Below are 24,849 nucleotides of genomic sequence, written 5' to 3'. Positions count from 1 at the left end.
CCTATTTGCGGTGGAGGGAATCCACGGCACCGCCCAGCAACCGCTCCAGCAGCCGAGGCCGGTAGCTGTCGCGATAGTTGCGGCGGGCCTCGGCGACCTCCGGCAGGGGCTTGATGGGAACGAAGGTGGTCGTCGGCTTGGTCGCGATCCCCTCGGGTCCGGCGCGCTGGATCAGCAGCGTCAGCTCGTTGACGTGCATCAGGAAATCGGGGCTCAGCGGCTGGGGACGGCCGGCCTGGATGGCCCGCGCCATCTCGGCGATGCCCAGCAGCTTGTCCTGGGAATAGATCTGCTTGCGGCGGATGTAGCCGGCCAACTTTTGTTTCGCCGAGAGGCGGGCGTTCTTCTGCGCCTCGACGGCGTGGCTCTTCCACTGCCGCAGCAGGGGCAGTTGCCGTCCGCCGACGCCGAAACGACGGCCGAGCAGCGGCTGTTCGCGGATGGCGTAGGCCTTCCGCGCGTTCAGGCTGACGGTTGAGAACCGTTCCAGAAACACGGGCGACTGATAGTGACGATAGCTGTCACCGGTGAGTTCGCCTTCTTCGCCGATGATCCGCATGCGGTGGTCGCGCGGGGCGACGAAGCTGCAGGTGACGCGAGCGGCCGCGCCGTTAGCGAAATTCAGACAGGCGACCGAATAGTCCGGCGTGTCGGCCGGATCCAACGGCAGGTCCGTCCGGTTCTGGACCAACAGTTTGGAGAAGGCGGTCACCGAGGTCGCCGGCCCGAACATCGCGCAAATCCACACCAGGTGGTAGCCGACGTGCTCGAACGTACAGCCCTCTTGCAGTTCCTCTACCAGGGGCCAGGGCGCACCGGTCGGACTGGTCACGGCACCGGCGTTCATCAGGTGGACCGGGTTGTCATCGAGCTCGGCATGCACCAGCAGCGGCTTGCCGATGGCACCGTCCAGAACCGCCTTCCACATGGTGCTGACCGAGTCCGAGAAGACGTTGCAGGGTGCACCGGTGAAGACGAGTCCTCTGGCCTCGGCCAGGGCGAACAGTTCGCGCGATTGGGCGACGTCAGTCGTCAATGGCTTTTCGGAATAGACGTGCTTGCCGGCCTCGAGCGCGCGCTTCGTCACCGCGTAGTGCGCGCCGATGTTGGTCAGATTGACGACCACATCGACCGAGGCGTCTTCCAGCAAGGCATCATAGGTCGGATAGACATGGTAGCCGTAGTGGCTTCCCACGACCTGAGCGCGCGCGGCGTCGATGTCGAAGACGCCGGCGACCTCCATCTCGGGATGGGCCCAGCGGGTCCGCATGTAGATGTCGAACACAAAGCCGCAGCCGACATAGGCGATCTTCACGGTCGCGCATCCCTCTTGATCAAAATCGATGAGCGCACGGTGTCCGAGCGAGGACGATCCCGGTTCGCTTCTGGCCACCCCACGCGGTCACTGTCTACGCGACGTCGAGCCTTGCGCAAATAGCCAATCCGGCAAGTAAGCCGCCCCGAGGCGCGACCCCGGTGAAGCGGCGATGATCGTTGAGAAGGAATGAAGACACACTTGCAGAGGGATGAGAGCGGATCGCCGAGCGTCTGGATGGACGGATGCGGCAATTTTGTTCCATGTCGAATGGAATGGATCACGAAGCTCCGTCAAAATCTGACATATGCTGAATTTCCCGTTCACCTTGATTATACATCAGGATTAAATCCCCCTCCGCCACCGTAGTTGTCAGTGTGGAGGTGCGCTATGAGAACGGCTATACTGGGCCTGGGTGCTATTGCGCTTATGATTTCGGGTTGCTCGACTGTAGGTCAGAGCGACATGTCGACGTCCCGATCTCTGACGTCCTCGCCCGTCCTGCGGGCCTCCGGGCCGTCGATCGCACCGCCCTTCGGCTTCACGCAAGCTTGCGGCACGACACCCGTCTGCGGCCCCCAGGCCCTGACCGTCGGGGCTGTTCATCGCGCCGCACCATCGGCTCCCTCGCGTCTCTCATGGGGGGACGACCGTCCGTTCTGGATGTCGCGCGTCGACGCCGCCAGGGTCCGGCCCTCCTTCCTGTCGTCGCCCGCGCCGCTGATCGTTGCGCCAAAACGGGATACGCCTCTTTCGATGTCCCGCGTCGTCGCCATCAATCGTGCCGTGAACAACGCGGTGCGGGGCGTGGAGCGCGTTTCCGCCATGGGCGGGATCGAGGGGTGGGTCCGTCCATCCATGACGCGATGGGGCCTGGTCGGCGACTGCAAGAATTTCGCCGTGGAGAAACGCGAAAGACTGATCGAGGCCGGAGTCTCCGCGTCCCAACTACGCTATGCCGTGGTCTACCGGCGCGACATCGGTCTCCACGCCGTGCTGGTGGTGCGCGTGAACGACAGGGACTACGTGCTGGACAACAGGTCCGTCCACGTCCTTCCCTGGCAAGACGCACCCTACACCTGGGTCAAGGTGAATGAGCCGGGCGAGGGCTGGAAACAGGTTCTCAACGCCGAATTCACGGCCGCCAGCCTCTCAGTGACGGCTCCCAACGTGCCGACGACGTCCGAAACGGCCCAGGGCCCGATCGCATTCGCCGCCGATCAACCGGTCTGATAATCGGACGGGCACTTTCAATCTTCGGGAGAGCCTGACTTCATAGTCACAACATCGCTGGTCGCGGTGCGGGATGATAATGTCATCTGGCAACGCAATAACGGACTGTGTTATCGGTAACCCCTCTCTGCGGTGTTATCGGACTGACGCGATATGTTTCTAAAACTTCTCCTTGGCGTTCTGGCGCTTCTGGTGGCCGCTTGTTCGACGGTCGCTCCCGGTCCCGCGATGCCGGCAGATGCGGCAGTGCAGCAGGCCGCGGATGGAGATTACCGTCTTGGATCGGCGGACAAGGTGCGTATCACGGTCTTCGGCGAGCCGACCCTGACGGGCGAGTTCGTCGTCGGCCCGGCCGGCGATCTTTCGCTTCCCCTGATCGGGTCGGTGGCCGCGTCCGGCCTGACCACGATGGAAGTGGGTCAAGCCATCCAGTTGAAACTGGCCAGCGGATATCTGCGCGATCCCCAGGTCAGCATCGACGTGCTGACCTATCGTCCGTTCTACATCCTGGGCGAAGTGAACCAGCCGGGCGAATATCCCTTCTCGGCCCGACTGACGGTCATCAACGCCGTAGCCACGGCGAAGGGGTTCACCTATCGGGCCAATCAGGGTCGGGTGTTCATCAAATCCGCGGGTTCCCAGGTCGAGCGGGAAGTCCCCCTCACCTCGGACCTTTTGGTCCAACCGGGTGACACGCTGAGGTTCGGGGAACGTTACTTTTGATTAAGAGCTTCACTCACGCTATGCGTGCTTTCGGCCAGGCGGCCTGAAGTTTGCTTGCATCATCGACAGTGAGCTGAAATGGGACACGGACAGAGCGCTATGGCAAAATCAAAACTTAAAAGTGTTGTGCTGGCGTTGGCGCTGGGTTCGTTTGCGACGGCAGGCCTGACTTCCGTCACGAGCCGACCGGCCGCGCAGTACGGCGTCGTCCAGCAAGACCTGTCGACCATCCTGGCCAGGGTCATCGACAGCCTTCCGGCGACGACGGATAGCGCCACCTATGAAGCTCAGTTGGCGGGCGCCATCGAAAGCTCGGGCGCCACCTGCCCCGAGGCGGAAGCCGCTCTCCTGATCCTCAAGGGGCGCACCGGCCTGACGCCCGCGGCGCTTCAGGCCATCCTGGCGCTGTCGACCACGGTCAGCGAAGCGGGCTGCCAGGTCGGGGTCGGATCGGTGCTGAGGGGCGGTTCGGGACCGAGCGCCTTCGGCAGCGGCCCTGCGTTCACCGGCGGCGGCACCGGATCAGACTACACACCGCTCTGATGGGCGGGCGGGCGGCTGTGACGCCGCCCGTTTCAAAAGACTTACATTGACGATGGGGGCGACTAAATGACGGCAAACACATCGCGATCGGTCGGACTGGCCCTGGCCATTTCGGTTTTCGGCGGTGGCGCTGCGGTAGCGCAGGATTACGCGCTGCGCCTCACATCCTTCGCGGAATTCGGGGCGTTTGAAGACTACAATCGCAACCGAAACGTCACGGTGCTCGAGCGCGACCGGCCCGAGTATGCGGCCATCGGTTTCCGCCGCGGTGCGTTCGAGTTCTTTCCGCGCGTCGAAACCGCGCTGAACTACGACGACAACGTCTTTGCCACCGACGCCCAGAAACAGTCGGATGTCTTCGCCACGATCGACCCGTCGATCACGTTCAACTCAACCTGGTCCCGGCACTCGGTCGATGGTGGGGCGGGCGTGAACCACCGCCACTATTTTGACTTCTCGTCCGAAAATCAGACCGGCTATTACGCACGCCTGAACGGACAGCTTGAAGTCGTGGGCGACAGCTATGTCCGTGGCGGTCTGTCGACGCAGCGCGCCTTCGAACCCCGGACCGCTTCGGGTTCGCCGACCAATGCCGTGGAGCCGATCGAGTTCGACTCCTCGGGCTTGTACGCCCGGGGGGTCTACCAGTTCGGGCGGATGAAGGCCGGGATCGGGGGCGACTATCGCGAAGTCGATTACAAGAACGGTCGCACGCCCACCGGGGCCGTCGTGTCCCAAGCCGACCGCGACCGCACGATCTCGAACCTTCGCGCCACGGCCGAATATGGGATCACACCCGACTTCAGCGTCTTCGGGCTCGTCGGCTACAGCGACAGCGATTACGACGTCGAGGGCGGGCTGGCCGTCTCGCGCGACTCCGAGGAGTCGAGCGTGATGGGCGGGGCCAGTTTCGACTTCACCGGACTGGTCAGAGGCGCGGTGGGCATCGGCTACAGCCAGCGGGACTATGATGCGGACGCCTATCCCGACATCGACGGGCTCAATTTCCGTGGCAAGATCGAATACCTGCCCACCCCGCTGACCACCATCACGGTCAGCGCCGCCCGCAGCGTTGAGGACAGCACCATCATCGGGTCGGGCGGCTACTTCGCCAGACGCGCGGAGCTGCGCGTCGATCACGAGCTTCGGCGGTTCGTCCTCGTGCGTGCCGGCCTCAGCTATGAGGAAGACCGGTACAAGGGTGCGGACCGCTCGGACGACATCACGGAAGCGGCTGTCGGCGGAACCTATCTGCTCAGCAACAGCGCGGGCTTAAGCGCCGACGTCGTGTATTCGAAACGCGTCTCCGATGGCGCTTTCGCCGGCCGAGATTACGACGCTTTGGGATTCCGCGTCTCCTTTGTGCTGCAACGTTAACAAACGTCGCCTATGACAGGCGCACCGCCCCTCCTCCAGGCCCCGAGTTGACCGCATGACAAGCATTGACGCCACGAAGGGCGTGCAAGATCAAAATCTGGCTGTGCGGCGCGAGGCGGAGCCCCTGGATTTCCGGGCGCTTCTCGCCATCATGCGCCGGCGCATCCTCTTGCTGGCGGTTGTGGTCGTGCTGGTCACGATCGCGGCGATCGTGGCCGCGTTGATGATCACGCCGACCTTCACGGCCAGCGCGTCACTCAGGATCGACCCGACCCAGCGCAGCGTGATCGAAAACAACGATCCGACGCAGAACAACCTCCCTGCCGAGGCGATCATCGAAACGGAGGTCTCCCTGATCACCTCGCGGCTCGTCGCCGAACAGGTCGTGCGCGAGTTGCGCCTCGATCGGGATGCGGAGTTCTACGAGGCTGAAGGCGGCGTGGCCGGGATCGTCGGCGGGCAGGCCGAAAAGAGCGCCATCGACGAGACCATCGACGCGGTCCTGAAAAAACTGACGGTCGAACGGGCGGGACAGACCTTCATGGTCAACGTTGCCTTCACGTCGGAAAATCCCCGCAAGGCCGCGACGATTGCCAACGAATTCGTGCAATCCTATCTCGACGCCTCCGCATCCCTGCGTCTTCAGAGCGTGTCCGCCCAGTCCGCCGGGCTGAACAGCCGCCTCAACGAACTGGGTCGCGAAGTGCAGCAGGCGGACGCCGCCCTCGCCCAGTATCGCAGCGCGACGGGCCTGGTCTCCGGCTCCGATGGGGCTCCCGCCGTGAACGCGGTCGACCAGCAGATCATCCCCCTGACCTCGGCTCTGGCGACCGCCGAGTCGGATGCGGCGGCCGCTTCGGCCACCGCCAACGCCGCCCGCGCGCAGGTCTCGCGCTCCGGCGTCGAGTCCGTCAGCGGCGTGCTGACCTCGTCCGTCATTGCCGACCTTCGTCGTCAGCGCTCGGAGGTCCTCCGCGACCGTGACGAGATCACCGCGAGGTACGGCCCTCTGCACCCCGACACCATTCGCGTCCAGCAGCAGCTGTCCGGCCTCGACCAGCAGATCCAGGCCGAGGCGCAGCGGATCGTCAGCGCGCTCGACAGCGACGCGCGCGCGGCCCAGGCCCGGGCCGCCGCCCTGCGCGCCCAGCTGAACAGCCTGCGCGGGCAGCAATCGTCCAACAGCCGTCTGACCGTCGAGGCCGATCGCCTGGCACGGGAGGCGGAGGCCAAGCGCAACATCTATCAGCAGTTGTCGACGACCGCCCAGCAGGCGAACCAGCAGCGCCAGCTCTCGGAGACCGACAGCAAGCTCATCAGTGCCGCCACGCCTCCGGCCAGCCCCAGCTTCCCGAACAAGGTCCTGTTCGCGGCGATGGGTCTGGTGGTCGGTGCCGTCCTCGGGATCGGTGCCGTCTTCATTGCCGAGGCTTTCGATGCCGGCCTTCGGACCATCGACGATGTGGAAAGCGCCCTCGGCGTTCCCTACCTCGGCTCCCTGCCCGAGATCGCAGCCAAGCAACTGGTGTTCCGCGGGCGCAAATCCCAGCCATGGGAATATGTCGTCGAGAAACCCTTGTCCGGGTTCGCTGAAGCCCTGAGAACCGTGCGTGGATCACTGGCCCTGCTGGATGTGGGGCGTCGGGTCCAGGTCGTGACGGTCACATCGGCCCTTCCCAACGAGGGCAAGACGGTGACCGCCGTATCGCTCGCGCGGGTCCTGGCGCTCAGCGGCGACAGTGTCCTGCTGATCGATTGCGACCTCCGCCAGAATGCGCTTCGGGACCTGACCGCGTCGGCCAATCCGAAAGTCGGGCTGGTCGAGGTGCTGACGGGCGAAGCCACTCTGGACGAGGCCATCGTTCGCGACTCCGTCGAGCGGTTGGACCTGCTGCCCCTCACGAAGGTGGTGTTCACGCCACGAGACCTGTTCAACACCGAGGTGATGGGCAAGCTGATCGAAAGCGTCCGGGCGCGTTACGACATGATCGTCATCGACTGTCCGCCGACCCTGGCCGTCGCCGACGCGCAGGCCCTGGCGGGGATCGCCGACGCGGTCGTCCTGGCGGTTCGTTGGGGCAAGACGCCGCGCGACGCCGCGCGCGCCGCCATTGGCCGGATCGAGCAAAGCGGGGGGATCATCGGCGGCGTGCTGCTGACGCGGGCCGATCTGAACGCCCGCAGCAGCTTCAGCCGCAGCGACCCGAGTTTCTACTACAAGGCCTACAAGTCCTATTACGTGGATTGACCGGCTTGCCGTCCCGCAGCGACCTCGACCGCATCGCGCGCTTGGCGACCCTGCGGCGTCGGCAAACCGCGGGCCGGGGCGCGGGGCGTGGCGGCGGGTCATGAAGGGCGGTCGAACCTTCGCCCTGATGCACGCCGCCAATGCTGTGCTCAGTCTGGCGTTCACGCTCGCCCAGACCCTGGTGCTGGCGCGCAGCCTTGAAACGACGGGCCTCGCGCAGGCCATCGCCGTGATGGCGATCAGCCTGTACCTGCTGCCGTTGAACCAGGCCGTCGCGCGCGCCAACTTCATCCTGCTCCGCCAGGGACACGTCGGCGGGTTTCAGGACGCCGGCGCGCCGGAGGCCGCGGCCGCCTACCGCATCAGCCAGGCGCTGTTGCTGGCCGCCAGCCTTTGCGCTCCCCTGCTCGTGGCGCCGGGCCTGGATCCCCGCGCCTGGGTGGCTCTGGCCGCGTTCGGCTATTTCTGCACGTTCTCGAACCTCTGGTTCTTCGAGATCCAGTCGGCCATGCTGGCGACGGAGCGGGCGATAACCTTCGAGATCCTCTCCTTCGTGCGCCGCCTCACCAATGTCGCGGCTCTGCTGTTCCTGTACGTTCAGAAGGACTTTCTGACCTTCGCCATCGTGCTGGCGGCGGAGACCCTGCTGTTTCAGGTCATCGCCGAGCGCCTGGTTCGTTCGCACAGCCGCATGTTCTCCAGCTGGAGCCTGACCAGCCGCGCGGCCGCCTTGACGCACGCCAGACAGGTCGGCGTCTCCTTCCAGGCCACGGCCGCCGAATGGTTCAGCCTTAACGCCGTCTATGCGGTTTTCACCGTCCGCTATGGCGTGGGTCCGTCGCTGGTCGTGCTCGACGCGGGCATGAAACTCCTGCGCGTCATGCTGACGGGCGTGCGCAACCTGTCGGAGATCGTCTTGCCCCAGGCGTCCCGCGCCGTTCTCGAAGGCAAGATCGGACGCGCGCGGTCGTTGGTGGCGGTCGTGCTGGGCCTCGGGGCACTGGCCGCGATCCCGGCCGCGGCCGTCGTCGCGCTGAAAGGCGATTGGGTGTTACAGTTGATCCTGGGACCGACCCATCCGGTGCCCGACGGCGTCGGCCCTCCCCTGGCCATCGCCATACTGGCCACGGTCGGTTTCCAGGCCGGGTCCCTGATCGTCGGGCATATCGGACGCAACCGAGACATCAGCCTGTTCGCCGGCGTCGCCGTGGTGGCGAGCATCGCTTCCGGGACCTGGATCCTGTTGGGATCCGGCTCGGTCGTCTCGGGACTCTATGCCTTCGCCGCGGCGCTCTCGGTGGCCTCTGTGGCCGGTCTCCTGGTGCTTGCCCGCACGTTCAGAGCCCCCGCGCCGGCGGCCCTTTCGGTACCCCTCGCATGACCTCGGCCCGCCTGACCCCCGCCAGCACGAAACTGCTCAACATCCAGGGGCTGCGCGCCGTCGCCGTGCTCCTGGTCGTGATCTACCACATGCGGCTGATGACGCCGCTGAACCTGTCCGGATCGTTCGAGTTCGGCCAGGGCGGGGTGGACATCTTCTTCGTCGTCAGCGGTTTCATCATGGCCTGGATCATCCGCTCAGCCAGCGAAGCCGACCCGGTCACGTTCGCTACGCGGCGTCTCATCCGCATCGTGCCCCTGTACTGGCTGCTGACCCTCCTTCTTTTCTTCGCCGCGCAAAAGGTCCCCATCCTGCTCAGCAACGGCGTCCCGACTTTGGACATGCTTTGGCAATCGCTGCTGTTCATCCCCTATCGGGCCCCTGACGGCGAGATCCAGCCGCTGGTCTACATGGGCTGGACGCTCAGCTATGAGATGTTCTTCTACCTCTTGATCACCGTGGTCCTCATTCTGAAGGTCAGGGCCAGGCTCGCGGTCGTGGCGTCGGTCCTGGTGCTTCTGGTCGTCATCGGCCTGATCACCCGGCCCACCCAGGCCATCGCCTTCGTGATCACCGATCCCCGCCTGCTCGAGTTCGTCGCGGGCATGGGCATATGCGCCTGGATCACCGGCCGTCCGCCCATCGACTGGGCGAGGCCGCGGCTGCGCTGGCCGGTGGCCGCGCTTCTGGGGGCGTCGCTGGCCATGATGATCGCCAGCGATGCGCTGTGGCCCTCCGCGCCCTATGTGCTCCAGTGGGGCGTGCCGGCCGTCATCATCGTCGCCTGCGCCTGCTGGCTGGAGCGCTGGGGCGTCCGCGCCGACTGGCCATGGCTGCTCGTGATCGGTGACGCCAGCTATGCGATCTACCTCAGCCATCCCTTCGTGGTGAAGGCGGCGGAGAAGGTGATCGAACGAGTGGGCAACATGCCGCTCGCGGCCCAGATCGTCGCCAACGTCGGCGTCCTGGTCATGGTCGGCCTGATCGGCGTGCTGATCCATCTGTGGGTCGAGAAGCCGCTGCTCAGGTGGCTCCATCAGCGGGTTCGATTCAAACGGCCCGACCCGGCCCCCGCCGCAGGAGCAAACCCATGATCGGTTCGATCGCCGACCTCACCGGCTCGGACCGGATCTATGACGTCGTCATCATCGGTGGCGGGGCCGCCGGCCTGTCGATCGCCGCCGCCCTGATCGGCTCGCCGCTTCGCGTTCTGGTCCTCGAAGCCGGCGGGCGAAAGCCGGACAAGACCGGAACGGAAGTCTTCGAGGGCACCGTGGCCGACGGCTCGGTCCACCCCTTCCTTCATACCTACCGCGTTCGCGCCATCGGCGGCGCGAGCCGCATCTGGGGCGGCCGATGCATTCCGTACGACCCGATCGACTTCGCGTCGCGCCCCTGGGTCGCCGGGCCGGGCTGGCCGTTCGGGCGGGAGGTGCTCGACCCCTGGTACAGACAGGCGCAGATCGCGATCGAGGCTGGAGCGTTCGACTACGACCCGGCCACCACCCTTCCGGACGATCAGGCCGAGTTCGCGCCGGGGCTCGACGGCGAAACGGTTCGCACGCGGCTGGAGCGTTTCAGCAAACCCACCGACTTCTGGCGTCGGTTCGGACAGGACATCACGCGGGCCAGCAATGTCGACGTGGTCCTGAACGCACCGGCGACGGCCATCCGGTTGGCCCAGGACGGCGCGACGGTCGACCATGTGGAGGTCGCCCTCCCGGACGGCGCGAGAACCCAGGTTCGCGGTCGCCAGGTGGTCGTCGCGATGGGTGGCCTGGAGTCGGTGCGCCTTCTGCTGGCCTCGAACGACATCCGGCCCGCGGGCGTCGGCAACGACCACGATCAATTGGGTCGCCACTACATGAGCCATCTGGCGGCGACCAGCGGCACGGTGACCTTCCACGCGCCCGCCAAGGCGATCCGATGGGATTATCAGAAGGACGCCGACGGCATCTATGTCCGGCGTCGCATCGCGATCACCGAGGAAGCGCAGACGCGGATGCACAGCCTGAATACGGTGTTCCGCACCCATCTGCCGGATCCCGCGGATCCCGGCCATGGCAACGCGATCCTGTCTGCCATGTACCTCGTCAAGGACCTGGTCCTGTATGAGTACAGCCGGAAATTCCGCGAGAACAAGGCGGGCCTGGGCCTGTACGGCCGACACCTGCTGAACGTCCTGCGTAACCCGTTCGCCTTGGCGGGTTTCGGAGAGGGCTGGGTCCGCAAGCGCATCCTGGCCGACCGCAAACTGCCGTCGGTCGTGCTGGGATCGCGGACGAACGCCTTCGCCCTGGAATTCCACGCCGAACAGGAGCCGAATCCGGAAAGCCGCATCACGCTGTCTCGAGAACGAGATGCCTACGGCATGCCGCGGATGTCGGTCGACTGGCGGACGACGGCGCTGGACATGGAAAGCCTGAAAGCTTCGTACGCGGCCCTTGCCGAGCGCCTGGAACAGTCAGGCGCGGGCCGTCTCGACTACGACCCCGACGAGGTCGTGGCCCAGGCCCGCAAGGAAGGGGCCTATGGCGGCCACCATCTGGGCGCCGCCCGCATGAGCCGCGATCCCCGCCAAGGCGTCGTCGACCCGGACTGCCGTGTGCACGGCGTGGACAACCTCTTCATCGCCAGCGGGGCCGTGCTGCCGACGTCCAGCCAGGCCAATCCGACTCTGACGATCGTCGCCTTGGCGCTCCGTCTCGCGGACCATCTGAAGTCTCGGGTCCCCTGAATTGTCCCTTCCGGCGAGCGCATAGAGTGGCAGGCGAAGCAGGTCATGGTCTGGATATGCGGAGACTGACAGCGGGTTTCAGGCGCGCCTCCCCGTCCGAACCGCGCTTGGGTGGGGTGGTAAAGGCGGGTCTCGTCGCCTTGCTGATCGGGGTCACGATCATCGGAGGTCTGGTCTCGCGAGACCAGTGGATCGCCTACAAGGCCGAAAGCTTTCTGCGCGAGCGAATCCGGCTGGATAGCGTCGATGCCGCGGCCGTCGCCCGGATCGAGGCGTTCGGCCGCGACTGCGTGATGGCGTGCGGCAGCCGCGTCGACATCGCCCGAGCGGCCGCTCTGGTCGTGCGCGGTCAGCGAGAGACCGATCCGGGGATACGCAGGGCCGTGCTGAACCAGTCCGTCACGCAACTGTCGGACATCGCGCGGCAGGATCCCGCCCTCGCCGAGGTCTGGATCTGGTGGACGCGCGCCCGCATCCTGACGGGCGAGGGTGACGCCCTGCAGATGCTGGAGCGCAGCTATCGGGTGAAGCCGTTCGACCGCACCCATGCCCTTTGGCGCATCAGCGTCGTCAATGATCGGTGGGCCGACGCCTCCCCCGGCCTTCGCGTCAAGACGCTGGATGAGGCGTTCTGGTATGGTTCGGTCTTCCCCCCCTTCGCCCGAAACGTGACGGCCGTGGTCTCCAACCCGTCCGCGCGCCTGGCGCTGACGCTGCGACGAAAGTCGAGGGTCGGACACGACCAGTCGCCCGAACGCACGCCGATCCCGTAACGCGCGTCGAGCCGGCGCACCTGCGCTCAGGCTCTCGACAAGCTCCGACTCGGTAACCACTTCCCTGTATGAGATAAGGCCGAGGCTTCATCTCGACTGCGAACATCCCCCGTCATGGAACTGCCGATCATCACCCATCGCCCTGCCCCATCGCGACGACCGGCAAGGACGGTCTGAATCGATGTTCGGGCGGAAGAAGAATGCCAGGAAATCGACGGGCGGACGTCTGGTCTATGCGATCGGAGATGTTCACGGGCGCGACGACCTCCTGGAGGCGATGCTGAAGGAGATCGATCAGGACAGCGCGCATGGCCTAGATGCCGTTGGCGACAAGGCCATCCTGATTTTTCTGGGCGACTATGTCGACCGGGGGCGCCAGTCCCGGGAGGTGATCGATCGCGTCATCGCGTTGCAACGGGAGGGCACCCACGAGGTGCACGCCCTCAAGGGCAACCACGAAGAAGCCTTCCTGCGCTTCCTGGAAGATGCGAGCTTCGGCCGGTCGTGGACCCTCCACGGAGGGGCGGAGACCCTGACGAGCTATGGCGTCAAACCCCCGGGGATGCGGGCCGACGACGAGGCCTGGACCGAGGCCCACGCGGCCTTCATGCAGGCTCTCCCGGCCGCCCATCGAACGTTCCTCGAAACGCTGGAGCTGAGCGCGAGCGTCGGCGACTATCTATTCGTCCATGCGGGCATCCGCCCTGGCGTCAAGATCGCCGACCAGACCGAGCACGATCTGTTGTGGATTCGACGCGACTTCCTCAACCATTCGAAACCGTTCGAAAAGCGCATCGTCCACGGCCACACCCCCGCGATGAAATCCGAAATTCAGAAGAACCGCATTTGCGTGGACAGCGCAGCCTATGCTTCGGGCGTGCTGACGGCGGTCCGTCTGCTGGACGGCCAGGAAACCCTGATCCGGGCGCGCAAACCGGCGTCGAATTGAGGTTAATTGCTACGTACAGCCGGCACCGGGCATCAGAGCCCTTCGGGCGGTTCCTGATCCACCCCGCCCGCATCGCCGTCACCCCGCCCTTTCAGGACCAGGGATAGGTTCGCCCTATCGTCCGGATCCTGTCTCTGCCGGGCCTGTGGACGCCGACGCGCGGATCGACCCCGCGGGCGACCAGGTCGTATAGGTCATGCGGGATAGAAAACCCTGTGCGACGCCGATGGCGACCGCGTAGAGCAACCCGGCCGAAATCCAGATGAACCGGGCAGGCTTGAAGCCGAGCAGGGCGGCCAGCGCGCTCAGGCAGACGCCGGCGATGGCGAGCACCGGCACGATCTGACCGAACGTCAGCGTCAGGGCGACCAGGGCCAGGAGAGCCGCGATGGCGAGGCTGTAGGGCAAAAGCCATTTCAGAAGGCGGTGGGACAGATAGCCGTACAGCGGCCCGATGGGCGCACGCTTCAGTTCGGGCCAGATCGCCCTGTGAACATTGATGGCCTGGCAGGCGATCCGAGACTTGCGGCGCATCTCGTCACCCAAGGCGGTCGCGCTTCGCTCCTCGACCCACAGATCATTCGCCGAGACGACCACCCGGCGCTGCATCATGAGTTGCAGGGAGATGAAGAGATCATCGATCAAATGGGCCGGTGCGGGCCGATACAGCGACCGCTCTATCATGAACATGGCACCATCGACGCCAATGACACCGATGGTTCTGGCCTCGATCTTCTTGACCGCTTCCTGCATTTTCCAATAACCGGCACCGCTGTTGCTGGTTATCGACTCTTCGGCGTTGACGTAGCGCAACCGCGCCGACACGGCACCGACCGCCTGATCCTTGAACTCGTTCACGAGCTTCGAGATGCTGTCGATGGGTGTCACCACGTTGGCGTCGGTGAAGACCAGGAACTGGCTTTCGGAGCGTTGCACCAGCAGGTTCATGCCGGCGGTCTTGCCCAGCCTTTCGGTGCCCACCACCAGATCGATCCGATCCTGGAAGGGCTTCAGGATCTCTACCGTTCGGTCCGATGCGCCGTCGACATAGATGTGGATCGTCGCATTGCCATAGTGGGCCGCCATGGCGATCAGGCTGTTCACCTTGTCCAGGATCACAGCCTCCTCGTTGTAAGCCGATACGCAAATGGCCACGGACGGCGGTCCCCCGCCGAGATCACGCGTGGCGGGGGCCCGCCGGGCGAAGGCCAAAAGGCTGAGCGGATAGGTCACGAAGGGATGGATCGCGAGCATCCCGAAAAGCATCGCCAATGTGGAAAGCGCGGTGACCATCACGCCTGCGATCTCGCCGATTGGCTCTGCAGCGCATAGGGCGCGGCGCACGCGCCGAACACGAGGCCGCCGAGCGCCGCGGCCAAGGCCGCCACGGCTGGAACGTTCAAGGCGATGTCGACCAGGCTGCAACCGACGATCAGAACGATCGAAGCCACCGCGGCGGCAAACTGAAGCCCGGTGGGCCGAGCGCGACTGGATATCACGAACGTCACAAGATAAGCGAGCGCGCCCCCGAACAGCACACTCATAACAGGTCCCGCCTCGAGCAAGAACTGGACGGGTGCCGAATGAGCCGCATTGAGATCCCAAAGCAGAGTTGCGTTTCCGGGTAGCAGAAGCATGGCATGGATACGGCTGAACGTCCCCATACCAAAGCCCCAGGCCGGCGCATCAGCCGCTACGGCTGAATAAATGCTGAAACTCATCATTCTCGTGTTCCAGTCGGCCTGCAACAGACCAAACCGTGAAAGCAGCGGCCCGCCGGCAGCTACGGCTACAATTCCCAGAGAGATGACAACCAAACCCGCGATCGCGAACCTTCCGAAACGCTGCGACGGCGTGTTGCGAAGGAGCCACGATCCCAGAAGCACGAGGACCAGGATGAAGGTCAGGGCAAACGCGGTCCGCGACTGGGTCCGCGTCAACGCCGCCAGGCACAGGACCAGGATCAGGCCGGCGAACGCCCCCAGCGACCAGCGACGCTGAACGACCAGCGCCTGAAGCCATCCGAAGGTCAGCAGCGCGAACACGCCGAATACACATCCGGCCACATTGGCGTTCATCAATGTGCCTGTGAACCGCTCGACGCGCAGGCCCTTGGCCACGCCGAAGACGTGCGAGGGGTCTTCCTGGAACAACCACAGACTGACCAAGGCATATCCACCCCCGAAGATCGCCATTAACGCGATGATCGAACGCAGCCGGCCGCGCTCGGTTGCCAAGATCGCAAAGGTCAGGAACACACCGCCGCAACCAGCCAGCTTCACCAGCTCAACGAGCGCCGAAGCCCGGCCGAACGGACTGGTGGGCCCGCCGATCCCAAGGATGAAAAGCACCCCCGCCAGCAGCATCAAGGCGAAGAGAACCGCAGCCGGGGACAATCGGGCCCAAAAGGCGGGCACGATGTCGCGGGCGCACAACACCACGATCACGGCGACGAGCGCCTGCAGGGTCGCGGCCACCGTCGCGAGCAGAGCGTTGTTCGCCCCGAAAACGATCAGGGGCACGACCAGAACCAACAGGGCCAAGATACAGAGAAGCCAGGGAACGGGTGACACCACCGCCGCCCTCGACACCCTGTTCACGAGCCCGCGCCCCATCGTAGTCCGTCTGACAATTAACAACCGGTGGTCACTATGCTCACACCATACCGGAAGGCCAATTCGGAGCCCGGGTCAACCCTGACGGCTTCAACGCATCATCGACTCTGAGCCGGCGTCCAGGTTTGGTAGCGCCGCCCCCGCAAGGCATCGAACACCCCGAGCATCGTCGCAACAAGCGCCACGTGCACCTCATACACCGGTGCCAGCAGCCGGTCCGTGAACTTCGACCCGACAAGCCCCATCGTCGCAACGAAGAGAACCAGCAAGACCGCCAGGGGCCACCACCCTGCGCTCAGAAAGAAGAGCAAGCCGGAGACCAGGCCGACGGCCAGGACAGGCCCACCCCACCATCGCAGAAGCCGATGGGAGATGTAGCGGTACAGGATCGCCGGCCCCTGATCCTTGACCTGCGGCCAGAGGTGAAGATGGCTGGCATAGGCACGCGCCGCGATCCGGCGTTTGCGCCGGAACTCATCCGCGCTGACGGTCGCGGACCGCTCATAGGCGTGTACGTCCCCGGCGCTGACCAGCCGGTAGCCGGCGAAGATCACCGACATCGAGACGATGAAATCATCCAGCAAGTAGGACGGCACGACCGGATACAGGCGGCGACGCGTGGCGAAGATCGATCCGTCAGCGCCCATGGTCGATCCGGACGCGGACTCCAGTTTCTTGATCGTCTCTTCCAATCGCCAGTAGGCGCCGCTGGTGCGGGCGGTCGGGCTTTCATCTTCGTTGGTATAGTGAAGCGTTCCGCAGACCCCACCGACTTCGGGGTCAGCAAAATAGGCGAGCATCGCCGCCACGCTTTCAGGCTGCAAGATGACGTTGGCGTCGGTGAAGATCATGACGTCCGTCTCGCACTGTTCGGCCAGTCGTCGCATCCCAAGCGCCTTGCCCGTGCGCTCCGTCGCGGCCACAACCTGGATGAGGTCGCTTTCGGCCTGAAGCATTTCAAGCGTCCGGTCGGTGCAGAGATCCACGTAACAAGCGAACTGAAGGTCAGGATAGACGGCGCGGATCGCGCGCAGGTTGGCGATCTTGTCCGGCAGGGATCGCTCTTCCTGATAGGCGCAGAACACCAAGGTCGCCGACACCGGCACCGCGCCCGACGCAAAATTCACAGGTCGCCGCCGAAGCAACTTTAAGCTGAGCGGATAAAACAGATAGGGATGCAAAAAAACGAGAGCGAGAATACTGGTTAACAATAAAAGTAAAACTGTCATCGAGTTCACTCGTGTCCAAGGCAACAATTGTTCGTTTCCGTCCAGAGCATCAATACAGCGACCGCCCCGCTCGGCACAATACTCTGCGCTGGAAATCGGGTTTGGACGGGTCTCTGCGGTGGAGGCGAGAGCGATGTCCGCGATGACCGGATAGTTGTGTGCGCCGACAGACGGGCCCCGTCGCACGGCCGTCATCTCCAGATCGGGCCCGAGGTAGATATGGTCCGGTGCGAGCACGGCGATCGGGAAGCGCACGCCGAAGGGCGACAAGACGTCAGGCCAGGTGGCGAACGCGCCGGTGACCCGCCTCAGCCCCAAGACCGTGTCGATGTGCGTCAGGGCGGCAGACCATTGCGAAACGTTGAAGTCGCCCGCGACCAATACGCGGGCGTGGGGCAAGGCGTCCAACACGCCGCGCAGCTGGCGGACCTGGGCTTTCTGAAGCCCGTCGGGCGCGGGATAGACGAGGTGGACTTCGTACAGGCGGATCGGTCCGGAGGCCGTCGCCAAGTCTGCCCAGAGATAGGACAGGACATCCCGGCGATCGGTCCAGCTGGCCTGGTGAAAGCCTGTGGCGGTGATGGCGGTTTTCGACAGGATGACCAGCCGACACCAGACGTTGCGGGCGTAGCAGTCGACGCGATAGGGGTAGGTGGTTTGCAGCGCCTCGACCAGGCGGAGTGCGGCGGGCCCCACCTCCTGGATGAGGACGGCGTCGGCCTGACTGCTCGCGATGTCGGCCGCCGCCTGCGCGGGTTCGGCCTTCATATCCTCCGCGTTCAGCGACACGAATCTCAGGGTAGTCGTCGCCTGAACGGGTTCGGTCGCCCGCTCATTGTCCCCCCAGGACCGGGCCAGCGTCACCGTCTGGCCGATCAGGCAGGCCAGGGCCACGATCACCAGAATGGCCCATGCCCGTCGACGATGGCTCTTGTTTCGTCGGCGAACCGCGAACAACAGAAGCGCGAGGCTGGCCAGCCAATAGACCGGATTGGCGTAGTTGAGCAGATCGAGCCGGCTCGACCAGGTTCCGAACAGCGCCAGCACGCCCAGAACCGACACACCCGCCAGGAGGATCACGACGGCGCTCCGCCCCCATTCGCGTACGGGTCGCCGGCGGCCCAGCCTGAACCCGCCGAGCCTGGGGTCATCATAAAGCGAGCGCAGATAGTGGCGGATCATCGCCACGTGGCTCCGCCGCATCCTCGAATATAGGCCACGGCGGCGGCGTCCAGGGGCGTGCGGCGCGGTCGGTCGCTGCGTCTCAGCCAGCGGATGAAGTCGGTAATCGCCGCGGGGACATCGATCTGACCGCGCGCGTAGAAGGCGATGTACGGGGTGAAGAACAGATAGTTCAGAAGGATCTGCGGAAACGGCATATGCATCCACGCGATGATGTAGCGGTTGCGCAATCGCATGGTCTGGACCGCCTTGACCGAACCGCGCCCCGAAGGATGCTCCAGTTCCGTCGCGACGATTTCTGGCGAGTAGCTGATTTTCCAGCCGTCGTTCACCAGCCGGAAGCTGAGTTCCGTCTCCTCCGAGCCATAGAAGAATTCGGGACTGAAGCCGCCGACGCGGGCGTAGGCGGCGCGCGAGAAGGCCGCGAAACCGCCGACGAAGCGGAAGGTGTCGAACGGACGGGTCAGGTCGACGTCCTTGCGGCTGTGCGGGATCAGGTCGCGGCGCGTTTCGTTCGTGTCGGCCAGGACCTTGCGGATCGTAAGGGCGCCCAGCTTCGGGTCCGCCTGGAACAGACGCATCAGGATGTCGGGGAAGTCGACGGTCTGGATAAAGACGTCGTCATCCAACAGTCCGATGATCTGACCGACGGCCGCGCTCATGCCCGCATTTCGCGCGATGACGCCGACATTGCCGCCCATACGGATCCAGCGGGCGAACCTGAACGGGGCCAGCCAGGCCCCGCGGTCGACATCGTCCGCGTTGTTGTCGACGAGCAGGATTTCGCAATCGTCGCGATCGGCGATCTTTTCCGCCAGATCGCGCAGGACATCCTGAACGATGGCGTCGCGGCTGTAGGTGAGGATGACGACCGACACCGCCACGGGCTGGACGGGATCGCGACCACAAGATCGGATTGATTCAGGCAGCGGATCCTGAGGCGCGGACTTTTTCACCTGGCGGTCTCGTTCATGGGATGCCTCGATCCACATTCATAACCAGATGCCGACGAAACGGCACCGCCGCTCCGGGCACCGATACCCGTCGTCACGCCTACTTTGTCTTTGAAGAGCCCCAAAGCCTTCAAACCACAAGGGCGGCGGTGATGCAACGCATGGCAGCATGCCCTCTGCTGCGATGCACCCAAGCCTCGGCATCTCACGCCAGCCCAACCGCTGCCATCCTGCAGGACGGGCGGAGAAAGCGGTCGATCCATCGCGCAAGCGCCTCTTACGTCTCGCCGGCCTGCATGCGTTTATACAAAGGAACCGCCGACGAACCGTTTCTGATCATGGACGGTACACCTCGACCCTACGCGCCCCGCAAAAAAAAACCGTGCATCGGCCGAAAGGCTCGATCCAAGGCGCGTTCATGCAATGGCTTCGAAAACCTGACGGATATCGTCGTTGTACTGGAACCGCGAATCCATCACCGCCACACAGTTCGCCTTGACCCTCGCGTAGTCCTTCCGGACCTCCTGGCGAAGAAAGCGGATCAACACCTCGGCGTCGGCCTCGCGCGCCCAGCCGATTCCGAGGCGGTCAGCGTAGATCGCCGTTTCCGACCCCGTCTCGGACAACTGCGGCACGCCGAAATAGCCACCTTCGTACAGTCGGTTGGGCAGCAGCCACTTACCGCTCTCGCTGTATTTGGACAGGTCGAAACACCAGTTCAGGTCGATCTTGTCATAGACGTCGTACAGCCCGGTCGGGAAAGCGTACTCGCCCGTGTAGACGACGTTGGAAATGCCGTCATAGCGCGCGAGAAACTCGGGCAAGGGGCAGTAGGTCGGCACGCCCGAGATCCGCACCGTGACCTCCGGAAGAGCTTCGGCGATCTGGGCCAGCAGTTCGGCCGAACGGGCGCAGCGCAGAGCGCCGACCCAGCCCAGGACCAGCCGGCCGTCCGGAAGGCCGGCCTTCGTCCGCTCCGGAGACGCCCATTTCGTACGAAGCCCCGGCTCGGCGGGCAGCATATCCAGGACGATCTTGTTTTCGAGCAACAGGGCCGGCCCGTCATATTGGAGGTAGGGCCGAAAATACTCGTTCAGGAAGCCTGGCGAGGTCACGATCAGCAGGCGGCACTGACCCAAGGCCCAACGCTCCACCCCCCGCATGATTTTCGCCGGCAAGGATTGGCGGAGCAGCACGCTTCGCACGTCGAAGACGTCGTAGACGATCGGACATTTGTACAGACCGACAAAACGCCCCGCGAGCGCGAGCAGCAGAAGATCGAGATTGCGCGCCATGATCAGCTCGGCATCGACGAGCTTGCGCCGCGCCCGGACCATCATGACAAAGGAGCCGATCATGACCATCAGCCGCCTGGCGTAATGGCCATCCTGGAGATTTCCGAGGTGGATGTTGTCCCACTCAGGCTGGTAGTCCTGGTTGTACCGCTTGCGGCGGAACGTCAGCCCCACCACGGACGCGCCGACTGCCTTCAGCTGCTTGAACCGGCGGATGACGCTCGAATCCGACGCATCGAACGCAAAATAGAGAACCTTGCTGGGGATCATGTCGGCGTCTTCTCGATCGCGGTGGCCGCAGGAGCGGCGGCCCGGTCGGGCACGCCACGAGAGGGTTCGGCCCCGGACTCCAGCCGCGCGTAGCGACGCAAGGCGATCGCCTCGGCGATATGCAGGTTCACCAGGTTTATCAATTGGGTGATCGCCAGCCCGATACAGACGCCCATCAGGCCGAACTTCGACCCGATGAAGACGGCGATGACGGCGAAGATCGCCGCGAAAAGGCGGGTCGCGAACATCAGGCGGCTGGCGCGGCAGACGATCAGCAGCGTCTCGGAGGGCTGGTTCATGCAGATGATGAAGAAGGCGAGGGCCAGGACCCGGATCTCATTGGCCTGTCCGCGATAGGCATCGCCGAAGACCAGGCCCAGCAGGGGTTCGGCGAACAGGGCCACAAGGCCGAGGTAGGTTCCGGTCAGGCCCGCCAGCAGAATCCGGGTGCGCCGGATCGACGCCTTGAGACCGGCCACGCCCCCCCTGGCCAAAGCCAGGGCGGCGCGCGGCTTGTCCATCGAATCGATCGCGGTCACCATGCTGATCGCGGGGTTGGTGATGGTCCGCGCCGCGGTGAAGGCGGCCGTGGCCAGAGCCCCGCCGAACGCCCCCACCAGAAGCACGGCCGCGCTGTTGTAGATCGAATAAGGGAGATTGGTCAGGGCCTGCCACATCGCGAAACCGCGGTTGGAATACCATTCGGCCAGACCGGTCCGCACCTCCGGCCGACCCGGCCACATCGACAGGGCGCTGAGCGCCGCGGAGGCCAGGCCCCCGATGACCCAGGTCGCGGCCCCCGCCTGAGGCGTCCGGAAATACAGCAGCACGATCAGCGCCCCGCCCGCGTTCAGGACGAAATAGACCGTGGAACACAGGGCCGCAGTCGCCGGTCGGTGAGCCTGATAAAGCATGCGGCGCCCGAACTCCGCCAGGATCAGGCTGGGCGACACCACCGCGGCCAGCTGCAGGGCGGTTGCGATCCACGCCATTTCCGGACGCCCCCGCAGCGCGAGGGTCGCCACCAGCGCCACCACGCCGAGCAACAGGAAGATAAACGCCCCCGACAGCAGGTTCACCCACCACCAGTCGTTCCTCGGAGCGTCGCCCCGCGCCTCGGCTTCCGCGCTGGTCAGGATGTAGGGCAGCACCAGGGCGCTGCGGTGCGTGCCCAGGACGAAATAGTGGACCCCCAGCATCAGCCCGATCGCGGCGAACCCCTCCTGGCTCAGGCAGCGAGCCAGAATCGCGCTGACGACGACGTTGCCGACCCCCTGTATGCCCTGGTCCGCGAACGATGCGAGGCGACCCTTGAGGGTGTTCAGTTTGGCGCCGCCCGGCAGGCGGGCGATCAGCCGCGTCAGCCAGTCGTCAAAATTGAACATGAGCGTCCTGGTCACGCGCCTGCGAGATCGCAGTGCAGCATTATCGCCGCACTGGTCAGGCGGAAAGCACAAAGATTACCCGCAGAACCGCGGTCACCGCTTCATTGGCGTCTGTCGTCACCTTGCCACACCGACCGTTACGGTGGTCTACGGGAAACGGGGCGGCAGGAGGAACGGGTGTCATTCGACGTATCGAAATCGAGGGACAGCCGATCGCTGATTGCGCCGACGGAAGGGTGCGGCTTTGTTCTCGGCCTGTTGATCGCGGCCTTCACGCTCGTCGATTTGGTCTTCCGCCCCAGTTTCATTCCGATCCACATCGACTCCGACGACGTCTTGCGCGGGACGCCACCGATCGTCTCGATCCTGCACCTGGCCGTGAACGCAGCGTTCGCGCTTCCGGTCATCTATGGGGCCCTGAAGTATGGATTCGACCTGAAGCGGGTCTCCAAGTTCGCGATGGTCTGCGCGGCCCTGGTGGCCGTCGTGCTGATCAGCATCGTCGGAGTCTTCGATCTCGAACTCCTGGCCGTGGTCGTCATCCTCGTGGCCAATCTTGTGCTCGCCGCCCTGTTCGCGGCGACGAACTACACGCGCGACAGCGGACTGTCCGGTGTGTTCAAGGGCATGGCCATCGGTGGCACGCTCGTTCTCGTGGGCGTGCTGGCCGTCGGCGAATACACCTGGGGTCGGCTGTCGTCGAACGCCGGTCCCAACTGGTGGGGCGCGCTGGCCTTCATCAGCCTTCTGAGCGCCCTGGCCTTGCGCGGGTGGGTGGTCAAGACGGCCGTGGCCGCGATCTGCCTGGCTGTTCTCGTCCTGACCTCGTCCCGGGGCTCGATGATCGCAGTCGGCGCGGGGGGCGTTCTGGCGGCCGTCCTGTTGGCGCGCGGCATGCGGGGCAAGTCCGGCCTGCTGATGATCGCCGCCACCCTGCTGCTGCTGATCCCGTTTGTGATCGCCGGACCCTGGCTGGCCGAAAGCCTGTTCCACCTGTCTGACCCGGCGCGCGGGCTGAACTCGGGGGGAACCGGTCGATCCTACGGATGGCGTGATGCGTGGCGGCTTTTCGAGAGCCGCCCCATCTTCGGCATCGGGTTCAGGCGGCACGAGCTTTTCATGACGCGGACCAGCACCGCGCACCAGGCCTATCTGGCCGTGCTGGCAGAACTTGGCCTTGTCGGCTTCGCGGTGTACATAACCCTCGTCTTCGGCGCGACGATCCAGGCCTTGCGTAGAGCCCTGGCGTCGATTGCGCCGGTCTGGATTGCTGCATCCGCCTTCATGGCTGGCTTCCTGGCCATCGGCTTCGTGGAATCCAGCTCGCTCATGATGGGCGTGCCGACCTGTTTGCTGATGGTGATCGTCGTGGCCTGCGCGTGGGCGACTCGGCGTAGGGGGCCTCGACAAGACTTCTCTCTGGCGTCCCGTTCAATGAGGCCGATCTCCAATGACCGCCGCCACTCATAACCGCGCCCACATGCCGGAGCTGCAATCGCTGCGCGGCATCGCCGCCTGCATCGTGGTGATCGGCCACTGTATTTCCTATTTCGAGGCGCCCGACTGGTACGATCTGGTCAAGCGGCTGGTGAACACCCAGGCGTCGGTCGAGATCTTCTTCGTGCTGAGCGGCTTCGTTCTGGCCCTGTCACTGAAGCGACGCGGGTTCGGAAAGGTCGCCCTGGGCGCCTACTACGTCCGGCGGTTGTTCCGCATCTATCCCGCTCTGATCCTGGCCAGCGCCCTGGCCCTGTCCTACGTCGCCCTGCTCCACTACAGAATTCCGGGGCCGCACGACTCGGTCTGGATCACCGAACGGTTCCGCGCGGATCGGTACACCCCCCTGCACATCGCCGCATCCTTCGCGGGGATGCTGGCCTATCTGATCCCGCCGGTGTGGACGATATTCGTGGAGATCGTGAACTCGGTGCTGCTGCCGCCCGTAGCGTGGCTTGCGACGCGGCTCGAGCGCGGCTTCGGGCTGGTCGTGGCCGCCCTCGCCGCCCTGGGCGTGATCCTGGGCGGGTCGCTATATTACCATCTGGATCTGTATTTCTTCAACTTCGCGCTCGGGGTCGCGCTGACGCTGCCCCTGCCGCGCGTGATCGCCTTCTGTCGTCGGCTGCCGCTCAAGACCATCGTCGGGCTGGCGGCGCTCCTGCTGCTGATCACGCGCGCCTTCGTCGTCGTGCCGATCTACGACCCGTGGATGAACCTCTATGAGACGGTGCTGGCCGCGGCGATCATCTTCGCCCTGGGCCGGCTCGGCGTGGAGATCGCGGCCCTGCAGGGCCGGTTCATCGAATGGATCGGCGACATCTCGTTCAGCATCTATCTGCTGCACTTCCCGATCATGATGTATTTCAGCAAGGCGATCTATGTCTTCACGCCCGGGTTGGTGGATGCCATCGGCCCGATCGCGGCCGGCTTCGTGCTGCTGGTGCTGACGATGGCGACCACCATCGCGGCGGCCGGGCTCAGCTATCGCTTCGTCGAGCTGAACGGCATCAAACTGGGCAACCGCCTTCTGGTCGCTCTGGGCCTAGGTCGGGTCAAGGCGCCCGCCCAGGTCCAGATCACCTGATCTGGCCCCCCGTCCCGCCGTCCGACGCTCCGCACAGGCCCCCCCACCTCCGACGAC

General features: G+C 64.8%; 19 protein-coding genes. 12 read left to right on the top strand and 7 right to left on the bottom strand.

The annotated features are described in order from the left end of the window. Window position 1 precedes the first annotated feature (1 nt). Complete coding sequence (locus BZG35_RS05660) at window positions 2-1,315, bottom strand: Gfo/Idh/MocA family protein (protein WP_077354768.1); 1,314 nt, start codon at window positions 1,313-1,315, stop codon at window positions 2-4. A gap of 756 nt (window positions 1,316-2,071) precedes the next feature. Here BZG35_RS05660 and BZG35_RS17870 point away from each other — a divergent pair. The 10 genes from BZG35_RS17870 to BZG35_RS05610 all read left to right on the top strand — a co-directional run bounded on the left by BZG35_RS17870 (window position 2,072) and on the right by BZG35_RS05610 (window position 13,279). Continuing rightward, a complete protein-coding gene (locus tag BZG35_RS17870; protein WP_171981890.1) occupies window positions 2,072-2,548 on the top strand; it encodes a transglutaminase-like cysteine peptidase in 477 nt (158 codons plus the stop codon). 153 nt (window positions 2,549-2,701) lie between these two features. Then, complete coding sequence (locus BZG35_RS05650; RefSeq protein ID WP_077354766.1) at window positions 2,702-3,271, top strand: polysaccharide biosynthesis/export family protein; 570 nt, start codon at window positions 2,702-2,704, stop codon at window positions 3,269-3,271. A gap of 99 nt (window positions 3,272-3,370) precedes the next feature. Further along, on the top strand, window positions 3,371-3,814 hold the full coding sequence (locus BZG35_RS05645; RefSeq protein WP_150125949.1) for a hypothetical protein: 444 nt from the start codon (window positions 3,371-3,373) through the stop codon (window positions 3,812-3,814). 66 nt (window positions 3,815-3,880) lie between these two features. Beyond that, window positions 3,881-5,191 carry an outer membrane beta-barrel protein gene (locus tag BZG35_RS05640; RefSeq protein WP_077354764.1) on the top strand — a complete coding sequence of 437 codons (1,311 nt, stop codon included), beginning with the start codon at window positions 3,881-3,883 and terminating at the stop codon, window positions 5,189-5,191. Window positions 5,192-5,246: 55 nt separating this feature from the next. After that, window positions 5,247-7,439, top strand: a complete 2,193-nt coding sequence (locus BZG35_RS05635; protein ID WP_077354763.1) for a polysaccharide biosynthesis tyrosine autokinase — start codon at window positions 5,247-5,249, stop codon at window positions 7,437-7,439. A gap of 100 nt (window positions 7,440-7,539) precedes the next feature. Further along, window positions 7,540-8,820, top strand: a complete 1,281-nt coding sequence (locus BZG35_RS05630) for a hypothetical protein (RefSeq protein ID WP_077354762.1) — start codon at window positions 7,540-7,542, stop codon at window positions 8,818-8,820. Then, the gene (locus tag BZG35_RS05625) at window positions 8,817-9,914 is read left to right on the top strand and encodes an acyltransferase (RefSeq protein WP_077354761.1); all 1,098 of its coding nucleotides are present in this window, start codon (window positions 8,817-8,819) and stop codon (window positions 9,912-9,914) included. Before BZG35_RS05630 ends, BZG35_RS05625 begins: the two co-directional genes overlap by 4 nt. After that, the gene (locus BZG35_RS05620) at window positions 9,911-11,557 is read left to right on the top strand and encodes a GMC oxidoreductase (protein ID WP_077354760.1); all 1,647 of its coding nucleotides are present in this window, start codon (window positions 9,911-9,913) and stop codon (window positions 11,555-11,557) included. Before BZG35_RS05625 ends, BZG35_RS05620 begins: the two co-directional genes overlap by 4 nt. Before the next feature lie 107 nt (window positions 11,558-11,664). After that, window positions 11,665-12,330 (top strand): hypothetical protein, encoded by a 666-nt coding sequence (locus BZG35_RS05615; protein ID WP_150125948.1) that lies wholly within the window; start codon window positions 11,665-11,667, stop codon window positions 12,328-12,330. Window positions 12,331-12,511: 181 nt separating this feature from the next. Beyond that, window positions 12,512-13,279, top strand: coding sequence for a metallophosphoesterase family protein (locus tag BZG35_RS05610; RefSeq protein ID WP_077354758.1), 768 nt, complete (start codon window positions 12,512-12,514; stop codon window positions 13,277-13,279). Window positions 13,280-13,393: 114 nt separating this feature from the next. On the opposite strand, the gene BZG35_RS05605 is transcribed toward BZG35_RS05610, so the two are convergent. The 6 genes from BZG35_RS05605 to BZG35_RS17565 form a co-directional block, all read right to left on the bottom strand. Further along, complete coding sequence (locus BZG35_RS05605) at window positions 13,394-14,572, bottom strand: glycosyltransferase (RefSeq protein WP_077354757.1); 1,179 nt, start codon at window positions 14,570-14,572, stop codon at window positions 13,394-13,396. Further along, the gene (locus tag BZG35_RS05600; RefSeq protein ID WP_150125946.1) at window positions 14,572-15,822 is read right to left on the bottom strand and encodes an O-antigen ligase; all 1,251 of its coding nucleotides are present in this window, start codon (window positions 15,820-15,822) and stop codon (window positions 14,572-14,574) included. The genes BZG35_RS05605 and BZG35_RS05600 overlap by 1 nt, the downstream gene beginning before the upstream one ends. Window positions 15,823-15,992: 170 nt before the next feature. Beyond that, window positions 15,993-18,305: an endonuclease/exonuclease/phosphatase family protein gene (locus BZG35_RS05595; RefSeq protein ID WP_171981889.1), complete on the bottom strand. Its 2,313-nt coding sequence runs from the start codon at window positions 18,303-18,305 to the stop codon at window positions 15,993-15,995. Next, window positions 18,302-19,261 carry a glycosyltransferase family 2 protein gene (locus tag BZG35_RS05590; RefSeq protein ID WP_171981888.1) on the bottom strand — a complete coding sequence of 320 codons (960 nt, stop codon included), beginning with the start codon at window positions 19,259-19,261 and terminating at the stop codon, window positions 18,302-18,304. Before BZG35_RS05590 ends, BZG35_RS05595 begins: the two co-directional genes overlap by 4 nt. Window positions 19,262-19,674: 413 nt before the next feature. Next, entirely contained in the window at window positions 19,675-20,823 is a 1,149-nt protein-coding gene (locus tag BZG35_RS05585) for a hypothetical protein (RefSeq protein ID WP_077354753.1), read from the bottom strand. Then, on the bottom strand, window positions 20,820-22,208 hold the full coding sequence (locus BZG35_RS17565) for a lipopolysaccharide biosynthesis protein (protein WP_150125945.1): 1,389 nt from the start codon (window positions 22,206-22,208) through the stop codon (window positions 20,820-20,822). The genes BZG35_RS05585 and BZG35_RS17565 overlap by 4 nt, the downstream gene beginning before the upstream one ends. A gap of 177 nt (window positions 22,209-22,385) precedes the next feature. Between BZG35_RS17565 and BZG35_RS17560 the strand changes: the two genes are divergently transcribed. Continuing rightward, window positions 22,386-23,678 carry an O-antigen ligase gene (locus BZG35_RS17560; RefSeq protein ID WP_150125944.1) on the top strand — a complete coding sequence of 431 codons (1,293 nt, stop codon included), beginning with the start codon at window positions 22,386-22,388 and terminating at the stop codon, window positions 23,676-23,678. Continuing rightward, window positions 23,659-24,792 carry an acyltransferase gene (locus tag BZG35_RS05575; protein WP_077354752.1) on the top strand — a complete coding sequence of 378 codons (1,134 nt, stop codon included), beginning with the start codon at window positions 23,659-23,661 and terminating at the stop codon, window positions 24,790-24,792. The genes BZG35_RS17560 and BZG35_RS05575 overlap by 20 nt, the downstream gene beginning before the upstream one ends. The last annotated feature ends 57 nt before the right edge of the window (window positions 24,793-24,849 follow it).

The organism is Brevundimonas sp. LM2 (assembly GCF_002002865.1).
Lineage (GTDB): Bacteria > Pseudomonadota > Alphaproteobacteria > Caulobacterales > Caulobacteraceae > Brevundimonas.
The sequence above is the reverse complement of the archived record's forward strand: the minus strand, read 5'-3'. Positions and strand labels throughout refer to the sequence as shown.

What these genes read in the sequence shown, in the direction of transcription:
- BZG35_RS17870 (WP_171981890.1), top strand. Translation starts at nt 2,072, where the DNA reads ATGTCCCGCGTCGTCGCCATCAATCGTGCCGTGAACAACGCGGTGCGG.
- BZG35_RS05650 (WP_077354766.1), top strand. Translation starts at nt 2,702, where the DNA reads ATGTTTCTAAAACTTCTCCTTGGCGTTCTGGCGCTTCTGGTGGCCGCT.
- BZG35_RS05645 (WP_150125949.1), top strand. Translation starts at nt 3,371, where the DNA reads ATGGCAAAATCAAAACTTAAAAGTGTTGTGCTGGCGTTGGCGCTGGGT.
- BZG35_RS05640 (WP_077354764.1), top strand. Translation starts at nt 3,881, where the DNA reads ATGACGGCAAACACATCGCGATCGGTCGGACTGGCCCTGGCCATTTCG.
- BZG35_RS05635 (WP_077354763.1), top strand. Translation starts at nt 5,247, where the DNA reads ATGACAAGCATTGACGCCACGAAGGGCGTGCAAGATCAAAATCTGGCT.
- BZG35_RS05630 (WP_077354762.1), top strand. Translation starts at nt 7,540, where the DNA reads ATGAAGGGCGGTCGAACCTTCGCCCTGATGCACGCCGCCAATGCTGTG.
- BZG35_RS05625 (WP_077354761.1), top strand. Translation starts at nt 8,817, where the DNA reads ATGACCTCGGCCCGCCTGACCCCCGCCAGCACGAAACTGCTCAACATC.
- BZG35_RS05620 (WP_077354760.1), top strand. Translation starts at nt 9,911, where the DNA reads ATGATCGGTTCGATCGCCGACCTCACCGGCTCGGACCGGATCTATGAC.
- BZG35_RS05610 (WP_077354758.1), top strand. Translation starts at nt 12,512, where the DNA reads ATGTTCGGGCGGAAGAAGAATGCCAGGAAATCGACGGGCGGACGTCTG.
- BZG35_RS05605 (WP_077354757.1), bottom strand. Translation starts at nt 14,572, where the DNA reads ATGGTCACCGCGCTTTCCACATTGGCGATGCTTTTCGGGATGCTCGCG.
- BZG35_RS05595 (WP_171981889.1), bottom strand. Translation starts at nt 18,305, where the DNA reads ATGATCCGCCACTATCTGCGCTCGCTTTATGATGACCCCAGGCTCGGC.
- BZG35_RS05585 (WP_077354753.1), bottom strand. Translation starts at nt 20,823, where the DNA reads ATGATCCCCAGCAAGGTTCTCTATTTTGCGTTCGATGCGTCGGATTCG.
- BZG35_RS17565 (WP_150125945.1), bottom strand. Translation starts at nt 22,208, where the DNA reads ATGTTCAATTTTGACGACTGGCTGACGCGGCTGATCGCCCGCCTGCCG.
- BZG35_RS05575 (WP_077354752.1), top strand. Translation starts at nt 23,659, where the DNA reads ATGACCGCCGCCACTCATAACCGCGCCCACATGCCGGAGCTGCAATCG.